This window comes from Pseudomonas triticicola (genome assembly GCF_019145375.1).
In the GTDB taxonomy this organism is placed as follows: Bacteria; Pseudomonadota; Gammaproteobacteria; order Pseudomonadales; family Pseudomonadaceae; genus Aquipseudomonas; species Aquipseudomonas triticicola.
Map to the genome: position 1 here is coordinate 3,473,376 of NZ_JAHSTX010000001.1, position 12,955 is coordinate 3,486,330.

Here is a 12,955-nt window from a genome sequence, read left to right on the forward strand (position 1 = left end):
GTGCATTCAGAGCTTTTCGCTTTGTACCTGCACATACAGCGCCCGCCCTGCGCCCAGCCCGGCGAGGATTGCACCGGCGCCGATAATGCCGAAAATCCAGCCCAGCGCATTCCAGCCGCCGGTCCAGTCATGCACCACGCCCACGGCAAACGGCCCCATGGACGCCAGAGTGTAGCCAAAACCCTGCGACATGCTCGACAGGTTCGCCGCGACATGGGAATCGCGCGAGCGCAGTACGATCAGGGTCAGGGCCAGACTGAACGTGCCGCCCTGCCCCAGGCCGAGCAGAATCGCCCAGCCCCACAGACCTTCGATCGGTGCGTACAGGCAGCCGAACAGGCCGGCCAGGGTCAGCGCCATCACCACGACGATCGCCAGACGCTGATCCTTGCCACGGGTCGCCAGCCACGGCGCGGCCAGCGAACTGGCCAGCTGAATGATCACCGAACCGGACAGCACCAATCCGGCCTGAGTCGGTGTCAGCCCGCGCCCGATGAGGATCGACGGCAACCAGCCAAACACGATGTAGGCCAGCGACGATTGCAGGCCCATGTACAAGGTCACCTGCCAGGCCAGCGGATCACGCAGCAACCCGCGCACGCGATAGGCGACGTTGTGTGCGCCATGTTTGGAGCCGACTTGTGGCAGCCAGAAAACCGCCGCCACCAATGCCGGAATCACCCAGAAGCCCAGGCCCATCGCCCAGCTGTTTCCAAAGTGTTCACTCAGCGGCACGGTCGAACCCGCCGCCATCGCTGCGCCCAGGCACAGGGCCATGGTGTAGACGCCAGTCATGGTCCCGGCGTGTTTGGCGAAGTCGCGTTTGACGATGCCTGGCAGCAGCACGCCGACGATGCCGATGCTGGCGCCGCCAAGGACGCTGCCGGCGAACAGCCCGATCTCGCCGAAATTGCTGCGCAGGATGATACCGCCGGCCAGTGTCAGCAGAATCCCCAACACCACCCGCTCAGCACCAAACCGCCGCGCCAGAATCGGCGCCAGCGGTGCGAACAAGCCCAGGCACAGCACCGGCAACGTGGTCAGTAATCCCGCCTGCGCCGCAGACAGCCCGAGGCTTCTGGAGACCTCGCTAAGCAATGGCGCCATGCTCGACAACGCCGGGCGCAGGTTCAGCGCCACCAGAATCAACCCGAGCAGCAGCAACCATGGACGTTTCACCAACGGATGGCTTTGCTGGACCTGCTCGTCATCAGCCTCGGCATCGATCAGCAGCTCTTCAAGTTCGGGGGTGCGTTTCGACGCTGTGGATAACTCACTGCGGGACATGGTCTTCTCGGTTTCAAGGTTCATTGATCAACTGCCTCGACAAGGCTTTGGCCCGTTCCGGGTCGCGTTGCTCGACCGCATCGAGCAGGTCGATGTGCAGGTCGAACACTTCCTGGCGGCGCGGGGAGATATTCAGGGTCTGGCGCAATTGCGCGCCGACAATGCTGGAGAAATAGCGATACAACTCGCTGAGGGTCGGGTTGTGCGCGGCGTCGACCAGTCGGCGATGGAACACCAGATCGCAGGCGATATAGGTGTCGAGATCGCCGTGGTAATGGCTGCCGCTGGTGCCGAGCGCTTCACGCAGCGCCGCCAGATCCTCATCGGTACGACGCAACGCCGCCAGGCCGATGGCCTCGACTTCAAGGATGTGCCGGGTCTCCCGGGCCTGCTCCAGCGAACAACGCGATAGCGCTTTAAGTGTGTCGAGCGGGTCGACCAGCGCACGAAGATAACTGCCGTCGCCCTGGCGAATTTCGATCAATCCCGAGAACGCCAGAACACGCATCGCCTCACGCACTGTGTTGCGGCTGATGCCCAGCTCGGCGCACAGCTCAGGCTCGGTCGGCAGACGCTCGCCGACCTGCCACGCACCGCTGTTGATGCACTGACGCAGTTGATCCAAAGCCTGATCGACCAGGGATCGCTTGATCAAAGGGGAAATTTCGGACATGAGCTTCGCCTTTTCATCCAATCATAGGATGAATTTTCCGACATGTTAGTCAGACCCATGTAGGACGGCAACCACCTAGGGTCAATCGGAGACACATGGAGCGGCATTTTCGATTAGTCAAAATTACCCTTTAAGGGTAATTTCAGGGACAGGGTTTTGGCTTCTTATGGAAAAGAACACACCCCATTACGACTTGGCGGTGATCAAGTCTGAAGTGAGGCGACTGGGTCAAAATGCTTTCACCAAAACTTCAGTAAGGTCAGCTGAGAAGCTCGGCTTCAATGTCAGCGAAATGCAGGAAATTGTTTTCGAGCTACAAACCAGGATGTTGTACAAATCGATGACTACTTATGAGGATCATCGAATCTGGCAAGACGTGTATCACATCAATTCACGAGATCAGGAGATTTACATCAAGGTGACATACCGCCCCGGCGGCAGCCCACCGGTGATCTCCTTCAAGGAGAACAACCCATGAAAACCCAGCAATGTGTCAGCTGCGGTGCACGTGAGGGAATGAGGCATTTTCAGGGACGCGGCGAAACCCTGAAAATCAAAGGCATGGAGCGGCGTGTGGATGATCTTTCTGGCTGGGAGTGCCAGGACTGCGGTGAGGTCGAATGGGACGCCGATACCGATAGCGCGGAACGTTATTGCGACGCAGGTGATGAGTTGGTCATCGCTGCCAGGAAAATGATCGGCGACGAGATGAAGCGGATTCGCCGCAAATTGCATCTGACGCAAAAAGAGACGGTGCAACTGCTATCTGGGGGTGGGCATAACGCATTCTCTCGCTACGAGCGCGGCGAAATCTTGCCGCCCAAGGCACTCATACTGCTGATGCGTTTATTGGATCGTTACCCATATTTGCTAACCGATGCAAAGACTCTCGGCGAAGGTGCAGATTTGAGAGGTTTCGAGCACATCGTCCACAAAGAACATGAATCCCTTTCGGTTTCCTGACCCCGAAAAAACAACCCGGCACATGGCCGGGTTGGTTTCACTCATCAACCATCAATGCAAAATCTGACTCAAGAACAACTTCGTCCGATCATTCTGCGGATTGTCGAAGAAATCGTTCGGCGCCGCCTGTTCAACGATTTCGCCCTTGTCCATGAAGATCACGCGGTTGGCCACGGTGCGGGCGAAGCCCATTTCGTGGGTTACGCAAAGCATGGTCATACCGTCTTCGGCCAGACCGATCATGGTGTCGAGAACCTCTTTCACCATTTCCGGATCGAGCGCTGAAGTCGGCTCGTCAAACAGCATGATTTTCGGCTTCATGCACAAGGCGCGGGCGATCGCCACACGCTGTTGCTGGCCGCCGGACAGTTGCCCCGGGTACTTGTGCGCCTGCTCCGGAATGCGTACGCGCTCCAGGTAATGCATGGCAATTTCTTCGGCCTTGCGCTTGGGCATCTTGCGCACCCACATCGGCGCCAGGGTGCAGTTCTGCAGAATGGTCAGGTGCGGGAACAGGTTGAAGTGCTGGAACACCATGCCGACTTCGCGGCGGATCGCTTCGATCTGCTTGAGGTCGTTGGTCAGTTCCACGCCATCGACAACGATGCGGCCCTGCTGGTGTTCTTCCAGACGATTCAGGCAACGGATCGTGGTCGATTTACCGGAACCCGACGGGCCGCACAGGACGATGCGCTCGCCCTGTTTGACGTTGAGGTTGATGTCCTTGAGTACGTGAAACTGGCCGTACCACTTGTTCACGCCCTGCATCTGGATGATGCCTTCCGGACCCACAGGCTTTTTGATTGCTTCGCTCATTTACAGAGAACTCCTAACGCTTGTGGCCAGTGTCGAGCTTGCGTTCCAGATGCATGGAATAGCGCGACATACCAAAACAGAAAATCCAGAACACGAGGGCGGCGAACACGTAGCCTTCGGTGGCCATGCCCAGCCATTTCGGGTCGGCGGCGGCTTGCTTGACGCTGTTGAGCAGGTCAAAGAGGCCGATGATGATCACCAGGCTGGTGTCCTTGAACAGCGCAATGAACGTGTTGACGATGCCCGGAATCACCAGCTTCAGCGCTTGCGGCAGAATCACCAGGCCCATCGAACGCCAGTAACCGAGGCCCATCGCCGCAGCCGCTTCGTACTGCCCTTTGGGAATCGCCTGCAGACCACCGCGCACCACTTCGGCGACGTAGGCCGACTGGAACAGGATCACGCCGATCAGCGCCCGCAACAGCTTGTCGAAGTTCATGCCTTCGGGCAGGAACAACGGCAGCATTACCGAGGACATGAACAACACCGTGATCAACGGCACGCCGCGCCAGAACTCGATGAAGGTCACGCAGACCACACGAATCGCCGGCATATTGGAACGCCGTCCCAGCGCCAGCACGATGCCCAGCGGCAATGCTCCGGCGATGCCGACGGTGGCGATCACCAGAGTCAGCATCAGGCCGCCCCACTGGCTGGTCGGCACGGTGGTCAGACCGAAACCGCCGTGCAACAAGATGAAGGCGATGATCGGGTACAGCACCAGGAAGCTCAGGCCGTACACCGCTTTACGCGGCATGCGCGAGATGAACAGCGGTGCTGCGCCGATGACCGCCAGCCACACGGTCAGGTCAACGCGCCAGCGCAGTTCGGTCGGATAGTAGCCGTACATGAACTGGCCGAAACGCTGCTGAATGAACACCCAGCAGGCGCCTTCCTTGGTGCAGTCGGCGCGCGTGGTGCCGACCCAGTTGGCGTCGACGATCGCCCAACTGAGGATCGGTGGCACGACCAGGTAGATCAGGTAGAACGCAAACAGCGTCAGCAGGGTGTTGAGCCAGCTGGAGAACATGTTCGCGCGCATCCACGCCACCACGCCGATGCTGCTGTTGGGTGGAGGCATGTCGGGTTTGAAAGTATGAGTACTCATGCGCTTTTCCTTACCGCTCGATCAGCGCAATGCGCTTGTTGTACCAGTTCATCAGCAGGGAAATGCTGATACTGATCGCCAGGTACACGCTCATGGTGATGGCAATCACTTCGATGGCCTGCCCGGTCTGGTTGAGCACGGTGCCAGCGAATAGCGAAACCATTTCCGGGTAACCGATACCGGCGGCCAGCGAGGAGTTCTTCGCAAGGTTCAGGTATTGGCTGGTCAGCGGCGGAATGATCACGCGCAGGGCTTGCGGGATGATCACCTTGCGCAGGGTCGGGCCGTTGCGCAGGCCGAGGGAACGCGCCGCTTCGGTCTGGCCGTGGCTGACCGACTTGATCCCGGAACGCACGATCTCGGCGATAAACGCTGCGGTGTAGACGGTGAGCGCCAGGGTCAACGCCAGCAGTTCCGGGATCAACACCCAGCCGCCGACAAAGTTGAAGCCCTTGAGCTCGGGCATTTCCCAATGCAGCGGAGCACCGAAGATCAGCGCGCACAGGGTCGGGATCACCAGCGCAATCGCCAGTCCAGTCCAGAACTTGTGGAACGGTACGCCGGTTTCTTCGAAACGCTTGTTGGCCCAGCGGCACATCAGCACGATGCCGACAATGGCCAGGACGATGCTGATCACGAACGCCCAGAAGCCGTCAGCGGCGAGTGCGGCCGGCATGTTCAGGCCACGGCTGCTGACGAAGAAGGTGTCGCCGAAGTTGTGGCTGTTGCGCGGCCCCGGCATGGTCAGGAACACCGCGAAGTACCAGAACAGGATCTGCAGCAGCGGCGGAATGTTGCGGAATACTTCCACATACACCGTCGCCAGTTTGGCAATGATCCAGTTCTGCGACAGCCGCGCCACGCCGACGATGAAACCGAGAATCGTCGCCAGGATCACGCCGATAAAGGTCACCAGCAGGGTGTTGAGCAGACCGATGACAAACACCCGCGCGTAACTGTCCGCTTCGGTGTAGTCGATCAGGGTTTGAGCGATGCCGAACCCGGCACTGCGCTCCAGAAAGCTGAAACCGGAGGTGATGCCCCGGTGCTGAAGGTTGGTTTGCGTATTGTCGAACAGGTACCAGCCAAGCGAGACCACCGCCACAACCGTGATGATCTGGAATAGCCACGCACGCACTCGTGGATCGCTGAGGCTGAGCCTCTGCTTTGGTGCGCCGATTGAATTTTGCATGAAGTGCCCCGGAAGAAATGGAACAAGAACATCACCCGGCGGTTGGCCCGCCGGGCGATAGAACCATTAGCGCACTGGTGGTGCGTACTGAATGCCGCCGTTGTTCCACAGGGCGTTCAGGCCACGGTCGATTTCCAGCGGAGTGCTCTTGCCGAGGTTTTTCTCGAAGATTTCACCGTAGTTGCCGACTTGCTTGACGATCTGCACAACCCAGTCTTTCGGTAGCTTCAGGTCTTTGCCGTACTCGCCGTCAGCGCCGAGCATACGGGCCACGTCCGGGTTCTTGGTCGACTTGGCTTCAGCTTCGACGTTTTTCGAAGTGATGCCGGCTTCTTCGGCATTGAGCAGCGCATAGCCGACCCAACGCACGATGGCCAGCCACTCGTCGTCGCCGTTACGCACGACCGGGCCCAGTGGTTCCTTGGAAATCGTTTCCGGCAGCACCACGTAGTCCTTCGGCGAGGCCAGCTTGCTGCGCTGGGCGAACAGCTGGGACTTGTCGGAGGTCAGCACGTCGCAACGACCGGATTCCAGCGACTTGGCGCTTTCATCGGAGGTGTCGAAGGTGATCGGGGTGTATTTCAGACCGTTGCCACGGAAGTAGTCGGAAACGTTCAGTTCGGTGGTGGTACCGGCCTGGATGCAGATGGTAGCGCCGTCGAGCTCTTTGGCACTTTTCACGCCCAGCTTGTTGTTCACCAGGAAGCCGATGCCGTCGTAGTAGGTGATGAAGCCCGGGAATTTCAGGCCCATACCCGCGTCACGGGAACTGGTCATGGTGGTGTTGCGCGACAGGATGTCGATCTCGCCGGATTGCAGCGCGGTGAAGCGCTCCTTGGCGTTCAACTGGCTGAACTTGACCTTGTTGGCGTCGCCGAAAACGGCTGCGGCCACAGCGCGGCAGACGTCGGCATCGATGCCGAGGATCTTGCCGGTCGCATCCGGTACCGAGAAGCCCGGCAGACCGTCGCTCACGCCACACTGCACGAAACCTTTTTTCTGTACCGCATCCAGGGTTGCACCCGCCTGAGCGAACCCGCTGACGCCGAGTACTGCTGCAGCAGTCACGACCGCCAGAGTGGATTTCAACATCTTCATTCAAACCTCCAGTTTTGCTCTTGTTGTGTCGGAGCTTGAGCCCTGTCGCACCCTTTTGAGGCGTTGTTGACCCGTGTTGGCTTTTTTTGGGGTCAACCGACGTAAGACCTTCGCTATGAGTCTAGTAGGAGAAAATCCACATCATGGACCACTCACTTCTCACCAATCGGCCGAACGGGCTGTAGCCCTTTCACGTTCGCTAAGCCCGTAGCGGCCATTGGCGAACATCCATCACCGGATTCGTTGCTGTCCCATCGTGCGACGTAGACTGATAGTGTTACCGCCACGCGTAGGACGCTTCGTACGGAAACCTCCATAGCAAACGCCGTACCACACCGCTTGCCGACGTCATTGCGCGACACGTCAATAGCTAAACTTGTAACCTTGCGACATCTTGTTAACGGATCAACCGGGCGCGCACTTCCATCACGCACTCAATGAGAGCGCCCGCACATTTTTGGAGCAGACATGACCGAGCCCTTGATTCTTCAGCCTGTTAAGCCCGCGGACGCCTGCGTGATCTGGCTGCACGGCCTCGGCGCCGACCGTTACGACTTCCTGCCGGTAGCCGAGGCGTTGCAGGAAAGTCTGCTGAGCACACGCTTTGTGCTACCGCAGGCGCCGACCCGTCCAGTGACGATAAATGGCGGATATGCCATGCCCAGCTGGTACGACATCAAGGCCATGAGCCCGGCCCGGGCGATCGATCGCGACGAACTGGAGGCGTCGGCAGAGCGCATCATCGAGCTGATCGAAAACCAGCGCGCCAGCGGAATAGACGCCTCGCGGATTTTCCTTGCCGGGTTTTCGCAAGGCGGCGCGGTGGTATTGCATACCGCGTTCCTTAAATGGCAGGGACCGCTGGGCGGGGTGCTGGCGTTGTCGACGTACGCACCGACATTCAGCGATGAACTGGAGTTATCCGCCAGTCAGCAGCGTATTCCGGTGCTGTGTCTGCACGGTCAGTTCGATGGCGTGGTGCAGAACTCGATGGGGCGCACTGCCTATGAGCATTTGGTGAAGCATGGTGTCACCGTGACATGGCAGGAATACCCAATGGAGCACGAAGTGTTACCTGAAGAGATTCGCGACATCGGCGTCTGGCTGAGCGAACGCTTGCGCTGATTGGCGACCAATGTCGGCCCATTGATCCCTCCTACTACGCCGCGCCCGTTTCTTGCATTACACTGGCCGGCGTACATTCCTTAACCAATTGATGAGATGACCGTGCTCAAAGCACTCAAGAAAATGTTCGGTAAAAGCGAGGCTGAGCAGCTCGCGCCAGTTCCCAGCGCGCCGTCGCACGCCCCCGGTCATCGCACCGATGCCCCGCAGGCCGACCGCCCCGCTCCCGCAGCCGCACCGAAGCCCGAAGAAAAACCCGCTGCAGCCGCGCCAATGGCCGTAGAGCCTGCATCCAGCGAAGCGCCGAAACCGGCCAGGCCACGTCGCGAACCGAAGCCCAAGGCACCGGTCATTCCATGGAAACTCGAAGACTTCGTCGTCGAGCCGCAGGAAGGCAAAACCCGCTTTCACGATTTCAAGCTTGCTCCGGAACTGATGCACGCCATCCAGGACCTGGGCTTTCCATACTGCACGCCGATCCAGGCGCAGGTGCTGGGTTTCACCCTCGCCGGCAAAGACGCCATTGGCCGCGCGCAGACCGGCACCGGCAAGACCGCCGCGTTTCTGATCTCGATCATCACTCAGTTGCTGCAGACACCGCCGCCGAAAGAGCGCTACATGGGCGAACCGCGCGCGCTGATCATTGCGCCGACCCGCGAGTTGGTGGTGCAGATCGCCAAGGACGCCGCTGACCTGACCAAGTACACCGGCCTCAACGTCATGACGTTCGTCGGTGGCATGGACTTCGACAAACAGCTCAAGCACCTCGAAGCACGTCATTGCGACATCCTCGTCGCCACGCCGGGCCGCTTGCTCGACTTCAACCAGCGCGGCGACGTGCATCTGGACATGGTTGAAGTAATGGTGCTGGACGAAGCCGACCGCATGCTCGACATGGGTTTCATCCCGCAGGTACGGCAGATCATTCGCCAGACCCCACCGAAGTCCGAACGCCAGACTTTGCTGTTCTCCGCGACCTTCACTGAAGACGTGATGAATCTGGCCAAGCAATGGACCACCGACCCGGCCATCGTCGAAATCGAAATCACCAACGTCGCCAACGAGAACGTCGAGCAGCACATCTACGCCGTGGCCGCTGCCGACAAATACAAGCTGCTCTACAACCTGGTCAACGATAACGGTTGGGAGCGGGTCATCGTGTTTGCCAACCGCAAGGACGAAGTTCGCCGCATCGAAGAGCGTCTGGTGCGTGACGGCATCAACGCCGCGCAGCTGTCCGGCGACGTGCCGCAGCACAAGCGCATCAAGACCCTGGAAGGTTTCCGCGAAGGCAAGATTCGCGTGCTGGTGGCCACCGATGTCGCCGGCCGCGGCATCCACATCGACGGCATCAGCCACGTGATCAACTTCACCCTGCCGGAAGTGCCGGACGACTACGTACACCGCATCGGCCGTACCGGTCGCGCCGGCGCTGACGGTGTGTCGATCAGCTTTGCCGGCGAGGACGACTCCTATCAGTTGCCGTCCATCGAAGAAAAGCTCGGTCGCAAGATCAGCTGTGAAACGCCGCCAACGCATCTGCTGCGCGCGGTTGAGCGCAAACGCCCGCAGTAAGCGTCACGATATGAAAAAGCGCAGCCGGAAACGGACTGCGCTTTTTTTATGCCCGACGGTTGCCCAAAGAAACTAAAAGTCCATAATGGAAAAATAAGTTTAGTTTTGGAGCGCAGAATGTCCAGTTCGCCCTATGTGATCGACCAAGCCGAGGCCCGTGAGCTGCTGGCGCGTATCGATGTGCCGCAGATCCTGCGCAAGCTGTTCCGCGATCTGGCGGCCGGTAACGCCGTGCAGCCGGCGCAGCAATGGGTCGAATTTCCCAAGGGCGCCGGCGACTTCATCAATTATCTGGGCGTGCTGGCCGAGGACGGCGTGTACGGAGTGAAGACTTCGCCGTACATCGTTCGTGAGCAGGGTGCGCTGGTGACGGCGTGGACCTTGTTGATGTCGATGAAAACCGGCCAGCCGATGCTGCTTTGCGATGCCGGCGAGCTGACCACCGCGCGCACCGCCGCGACCACGGCAGTCGCGGTCGACGCCCTCGCGCCGTTGGATGCCCGACGACTGGCGATCATCGGCAGCGGCAAGGTCGCTCAGGCGCATCTGCATTACGCCAAGGCGCTGCGCGACTGGCAGAGCATCAGCCTGTATTCGCCATCGCTGCTGGAAGATGTGGAAACACAGACTGTGTTGAAGTCCATCGCGCCGTCACTGAAGATTGCCGACAGCCGCGAGACCGCCGTTACCGATGCGGATGTGATCATGCTCTGCACCTCGTCTGCCGGGCCGGTGATCGATCCGGCGCAACTGCACAAACCGGCGCTGATCACCTCGATCAGCACCAACGCCCCGCGCGCCCATGAAGTACCGCCGCAAAGCCTCAACGACATGCAGGTGTTCTGCGACTATCGTCTGACCACGCCGGGTTCGGCAGGTGAGATGCTGATTGCCGCCGAACAGCATGGCTGGAGCAAGGATTCGATTGTTGGCGACCTCGCCGACTTGCTCAGCGAAAAAGTGCAGCGCCCGGGTTACGACCGCCACGTGTTCTTCCGTTCAATCGGCTTGGGCCTGGAAGACATTGCCCTCGCCAATGCGGTTTATCACTTAACCCACTAACGCCAAAAATCCCCTGTGGGAGCGAGCCTGCTCGCGAATGCGGTCTGACATTTACCGAAAATGTCGACTGATACACCGCTTTCGCGAGCAGGCTCGCTCCCACAGGGACTAGCGAACGCCTTGATCTTGCGTACCCACTGGAGACCTACATGAACCACGCAGATTTCATCATCATCGGCGGCGGGATTGCCGGCGCTTCCACCGGGTTCTGGCTGGCGCCGCACGGCAAAGTGATCGTGCTCGAGCGTGAAACCCATCCTGGCTATCACTCCACCGGTCGCTCCGCCGCGCTGTACACCGCCGCCTACGGCACCGCACAGGTCCGCGCACTGACTCAGGCCAGCCGCGCCTTCTTCGACAGTCCTCCGAGCGGCTTCTGCGAGCACCCGCTGCTGACCCCACGCGGCGAAATGACCGTCGACTTCATAGGTGATCCCGCCGAACTGAACAATCAATACCTCAGCGCCAAAGCCACGGTGCCGCAGATGCAACTACTCAGCGCCGACGAAGCCTGCGCGCGTCTGCCGATCCTGCGCCGGGACAAAGTCCACGGCGCGATCTACGACCCATCGGCCTGCGACATCGACACCGACGCGCTGCATCAAGGCTACTTGCGCGGCATTCGGCGCAATCACGGCGAAGTCCGCACCGATTGCGAGGTGCTCGGCTTGAGCCGCGATGCCGATGGCCTGTGGATCGTGCAGACCAACGGCGAGACATTCAGCGCACCGGTGCTCATCAACGCCGCCGGTGCCTGGGCCGACAAGATCGCTGCCCTGGCCGGCGCGCAGCCGCTGGGGCTGCAACCGAAGCGCCGCGCCGCATTTATCTTTGCCGGCCCGGAAGGCGTGGACACTCATCACTGGCCAATGCTGGTCAGCCTCGACGAATCCTTCTACATGAAGCCCGACGCCGGCATGTTCCTCGGCTCGCCGGCCAACGCCGATCCGGTCGAACCGCACGATGTGCAGCCGGAAGAGCTCGACATCGCCATGGGCATTTATCAGATCGAAGAGGCCACCACGCTGACCATCCGCCGTCCGACCCGCACCTGGGCCGGTCTGCGCAGTTTCGTTGCTGACGGTGATCTGCTCAGCGGCTTCGATCCGCAGGTGCCAGGGCTGTTCTGGGTCGCCGCGCAGGGCGGTTACGGCATTCAGACGTCGCCGGCGATGGGGCAGGCCAGTGCGGCGCTGGTGCGCGGCGAGCCGCTTCCCGAGCACCTGCATGAATTCGGTCTGGACAGCGCCATGCTCTCCCCCGCCCGACTGGCTTGATCGCATCGACTCGTCCTAGAGATTGCGGCACACTCGCAGCGCCCCGGCACAAGGGGCGCTGACGCTGCCTGGAGCTCCACTGTCATGACTGCCCCTGAATCCGACCCGGCGCTGGATAACTTCCGCGCCATCGCCGACGCCATCGCCACGCTGTTCTTTCCACATGCCGAGGTGGTGCTGCACGACCTGCGCACGCAGAAGGTCGACTACATCGCCAACAACCTGTCCAAGCGCGAGATCGGCGACGACTCGTCACTGGAAGACATGCTCAGCGAGGATGTCAGCGACAGGAACATCGGCCCGTACGAAAAGCTCAACTGGGACGGCCAGAAAATTCGCAGCCTGAGCACCGTGCTGCGCGACAGCGAAAGTCGTCCGCTGGCGGTGCTGTGCATCAATCTGAATATTTCCCTGTTCGAGAACGCCAAGGCGGCGCTGGATCTGTTTCTCTCGCCGAGCAAGCTGATTCCGCAGCCGGACTCACTGTTCCGTGATGACTGGCAGGAGCGCATCAACACCTTCCTCCACGCCTGGTTGCGCGAGCGGCAGTTGAGTCTGAACCTGCTGACCCGTGACCACAAACGCGAACTGGTGCTGGCGCTGCACGCCGAGGGCGCGTTCAAGGGCAAGAGCGCCTCGAACTACGTGGCCAATGTGCTGAACATGGGGCGGGCGACGGTGTACAAGCATTTGAAGGAATTGAAGGGCTGAAGATTTGCATCGCCAGCGCTGGCCTCTTCGCGAGCAGGCTCGCTCCCACATTTGGAATGCGTTACCCC

The 12,955-nt window shown here is 60.2% G+C and carries 13 protein-coding genes; 7 read left to right on the top strand and 6 right to left on the bottom strand.

Features of this window, described 5'->3' with window-relative positions; translation table 11 throughout:
• Positions 1-6: 6 nt before the first annotated feature.
• Complete coding sequence (locus tag KVG85_RS15515; protein WP_125927515.1) at positions 7-1,311, bottom strand: CynX/NimT family MFS transporter; 1,305 nt, start codon at positions 1,309-1,311, stop codon at positions 7-9.
• A complete protein-coding gene (locus KVG85_RS15520; protein WP_217864286.1) occupies positions 1,301-1,960 on the bottom strand; it encodes a FadR/GntR family transcriptional regulator in 660 nt (219 codons plus the stop codon). The genes KVG85_RS15515 and KVG85_RS15520 overlap by 11 nt, the downstream gene beginning before the upstream one ends.
• Before the next feature lie 166 nt (positions 1,961-2,126).
• Between KVG85_RS15520 and KVG85_RS15525 the strand changes: the two genes are divergently transcribed.
• Both KVG85_RS15525 and KVG85_RS15530 read left to right on the top strand, forming a co-directional pair.
• Positions 2,127-2,438, top strand: a complete 312-nt coding sequence (locus KVG85_RS15525) for a type II toxin-antitoxin system MqsR family toxin (protein ID WP_123443480.1) — start codon at positions 2,127-2,129, stop codon at positions 2,436-2,438.
• The gene (locus KVG85_RS15530) at positions 2,435-2,923 is read left to right on the top strand and encodes a type II toxin-antitoxin system MqsA family antitoxin (RefSeq protein ID WP_217864287.1); all 489 of its coding nucleotides are present in this window, start codon (positions 2,435-2,437) and stop codon (positions 2,921-2,923) included. Before KVG85_RS15525 ends, KVG85_RS15530 begins: the two co-directional genes overlap by 4 nt.
• Before the next feature lie 51 nt (positions 2,924-2,974).
• On the opposite strand, the gene KVG85_RS15535 is transcribed toward KVG85_RS15530, so the two are convergent.
• The 4 genes from KVG85_RS15535 to KVG85_RS15550 all read right to left on the bottom strand — a co-directional run bounded on the left by KVG85_RS15535 (position 2,975) and on the right by KVG85_RS15550 (position 7,137).
• On the bottom strand, positions 2,975-3,739 hold the full coding sequence (locus tag KVG85_RS15535) for an amino acid ABC transporter ATP-binding protein (RefSeq protein WP_016771581.1): 765 nt from the start codon (positions 3,737-3,739) through the stop codon (positions 2,975-2,977).
• A 13-nt stretch (positions 3,740-3,752) separates the two neighbouring features.
• On the bottom strand, positions 3,753-4,847 hold the full coding sequence (locus KVG85_RS15540; protein WP_186569411.1) for an amino acid ABC transporter permease: 1,095 nt from the start codon (positions 4,845-4,847) through the stop codon (positions 3,753-3,755).
• Positions 4,848-4,857: 10 nt separating this feature from the next.
• A complete protein-coding gene (locus KVG85_RS15545) occupies positions 4,858-6,039 on the bottom strand; it encodes an amino acid ABC transporter permease (RefSeq protein ID WP_071174462.1) in 1,182 nt (393 codons plus the stop codon).
• Positions 6,040-6,105: 66 nt separating this feature from the next.
• Entirely contained in the window at positions 6,106-7,137 is a 1,032-nt protein-coding gene (locus tag KVG85_RS15550; protein WP_016771583.1) for an amino acid ABC transporter substrate-binding protein, read from the bottom strand.
• A 468-nt stretch (positions 7,138-7,605) separates the two neighbouring features.
• On the opposite strand from KVG85_RS15550, the gene KVG85_RS15555 reads away from it, so the two are divergent.
• The 5 genes from KVG85_RS15555 (at position 7,606) to KVG85_RS15575 (ending at position 12,887) form a co-directional block, all read left to right on the top strand.
• Entirely contained in the window at positions 7,606-8,262 is a 657-nt protein-coding gene (locus tag KVG85_RS15555; RefSeq protein ID WP_130912788.1) for an alpha/beta hydrolase, read from the top strand.
• A 96-nt stretch (positions 8,263-8,358) separates the two neighbouring features.
• Positions 8,359-9,837: an ATP-dependent RNA helicase RhlB gene (rhlB, locus tag KVG85_RS15560; RefSeq protein ID WP_217864288.1), complete on the top strand. Its 1,479-nt coding sequence runs from the start codon at positions 8,359-8,361 to the stop codon at positions 9,835-9,837.
• A gap of 117 nt (positions 9,838-9,954) precedes the next feature.
• On the top strand, positions 9,955-10,899 hold the full coding sequence (locus KVG85_RS15565; RefSeq protein WP_217864289.1) for an ornithine cyclodeaminase family protein: 945 nt from the start codon (positions 9,955-9,957) through the stop codon (positions 10,897-10,899).
• Positions 10,900-11,048: 149 nt separating this feature from the next.
• Positions 11,049-12,176, top strand: a complete 1,128-nt coding sequence (locus KVG85_RS15570) for an NAD(P)/FAD-dependent oxidoreductase (RefSeq protein ID WP_217864290.1) — start codon at positions 11,049-11,051, stop codon at positions 12,174-12,176.
• 84 nt (positions 12,177-12,260) lie between these two features.
• Complete coding sequence (locus tag KVG85_RS15575) at positions 12,261-12,887, top strand: helix-turn-helix transcriptional regulator (protein WP_217864291.1); 627 nt, start codon at positions 12,261-12,263, stop codon at positions 12,885-12,887.
• Positions 12,888-12,955 lie beyond the last annotated feature (68 nt).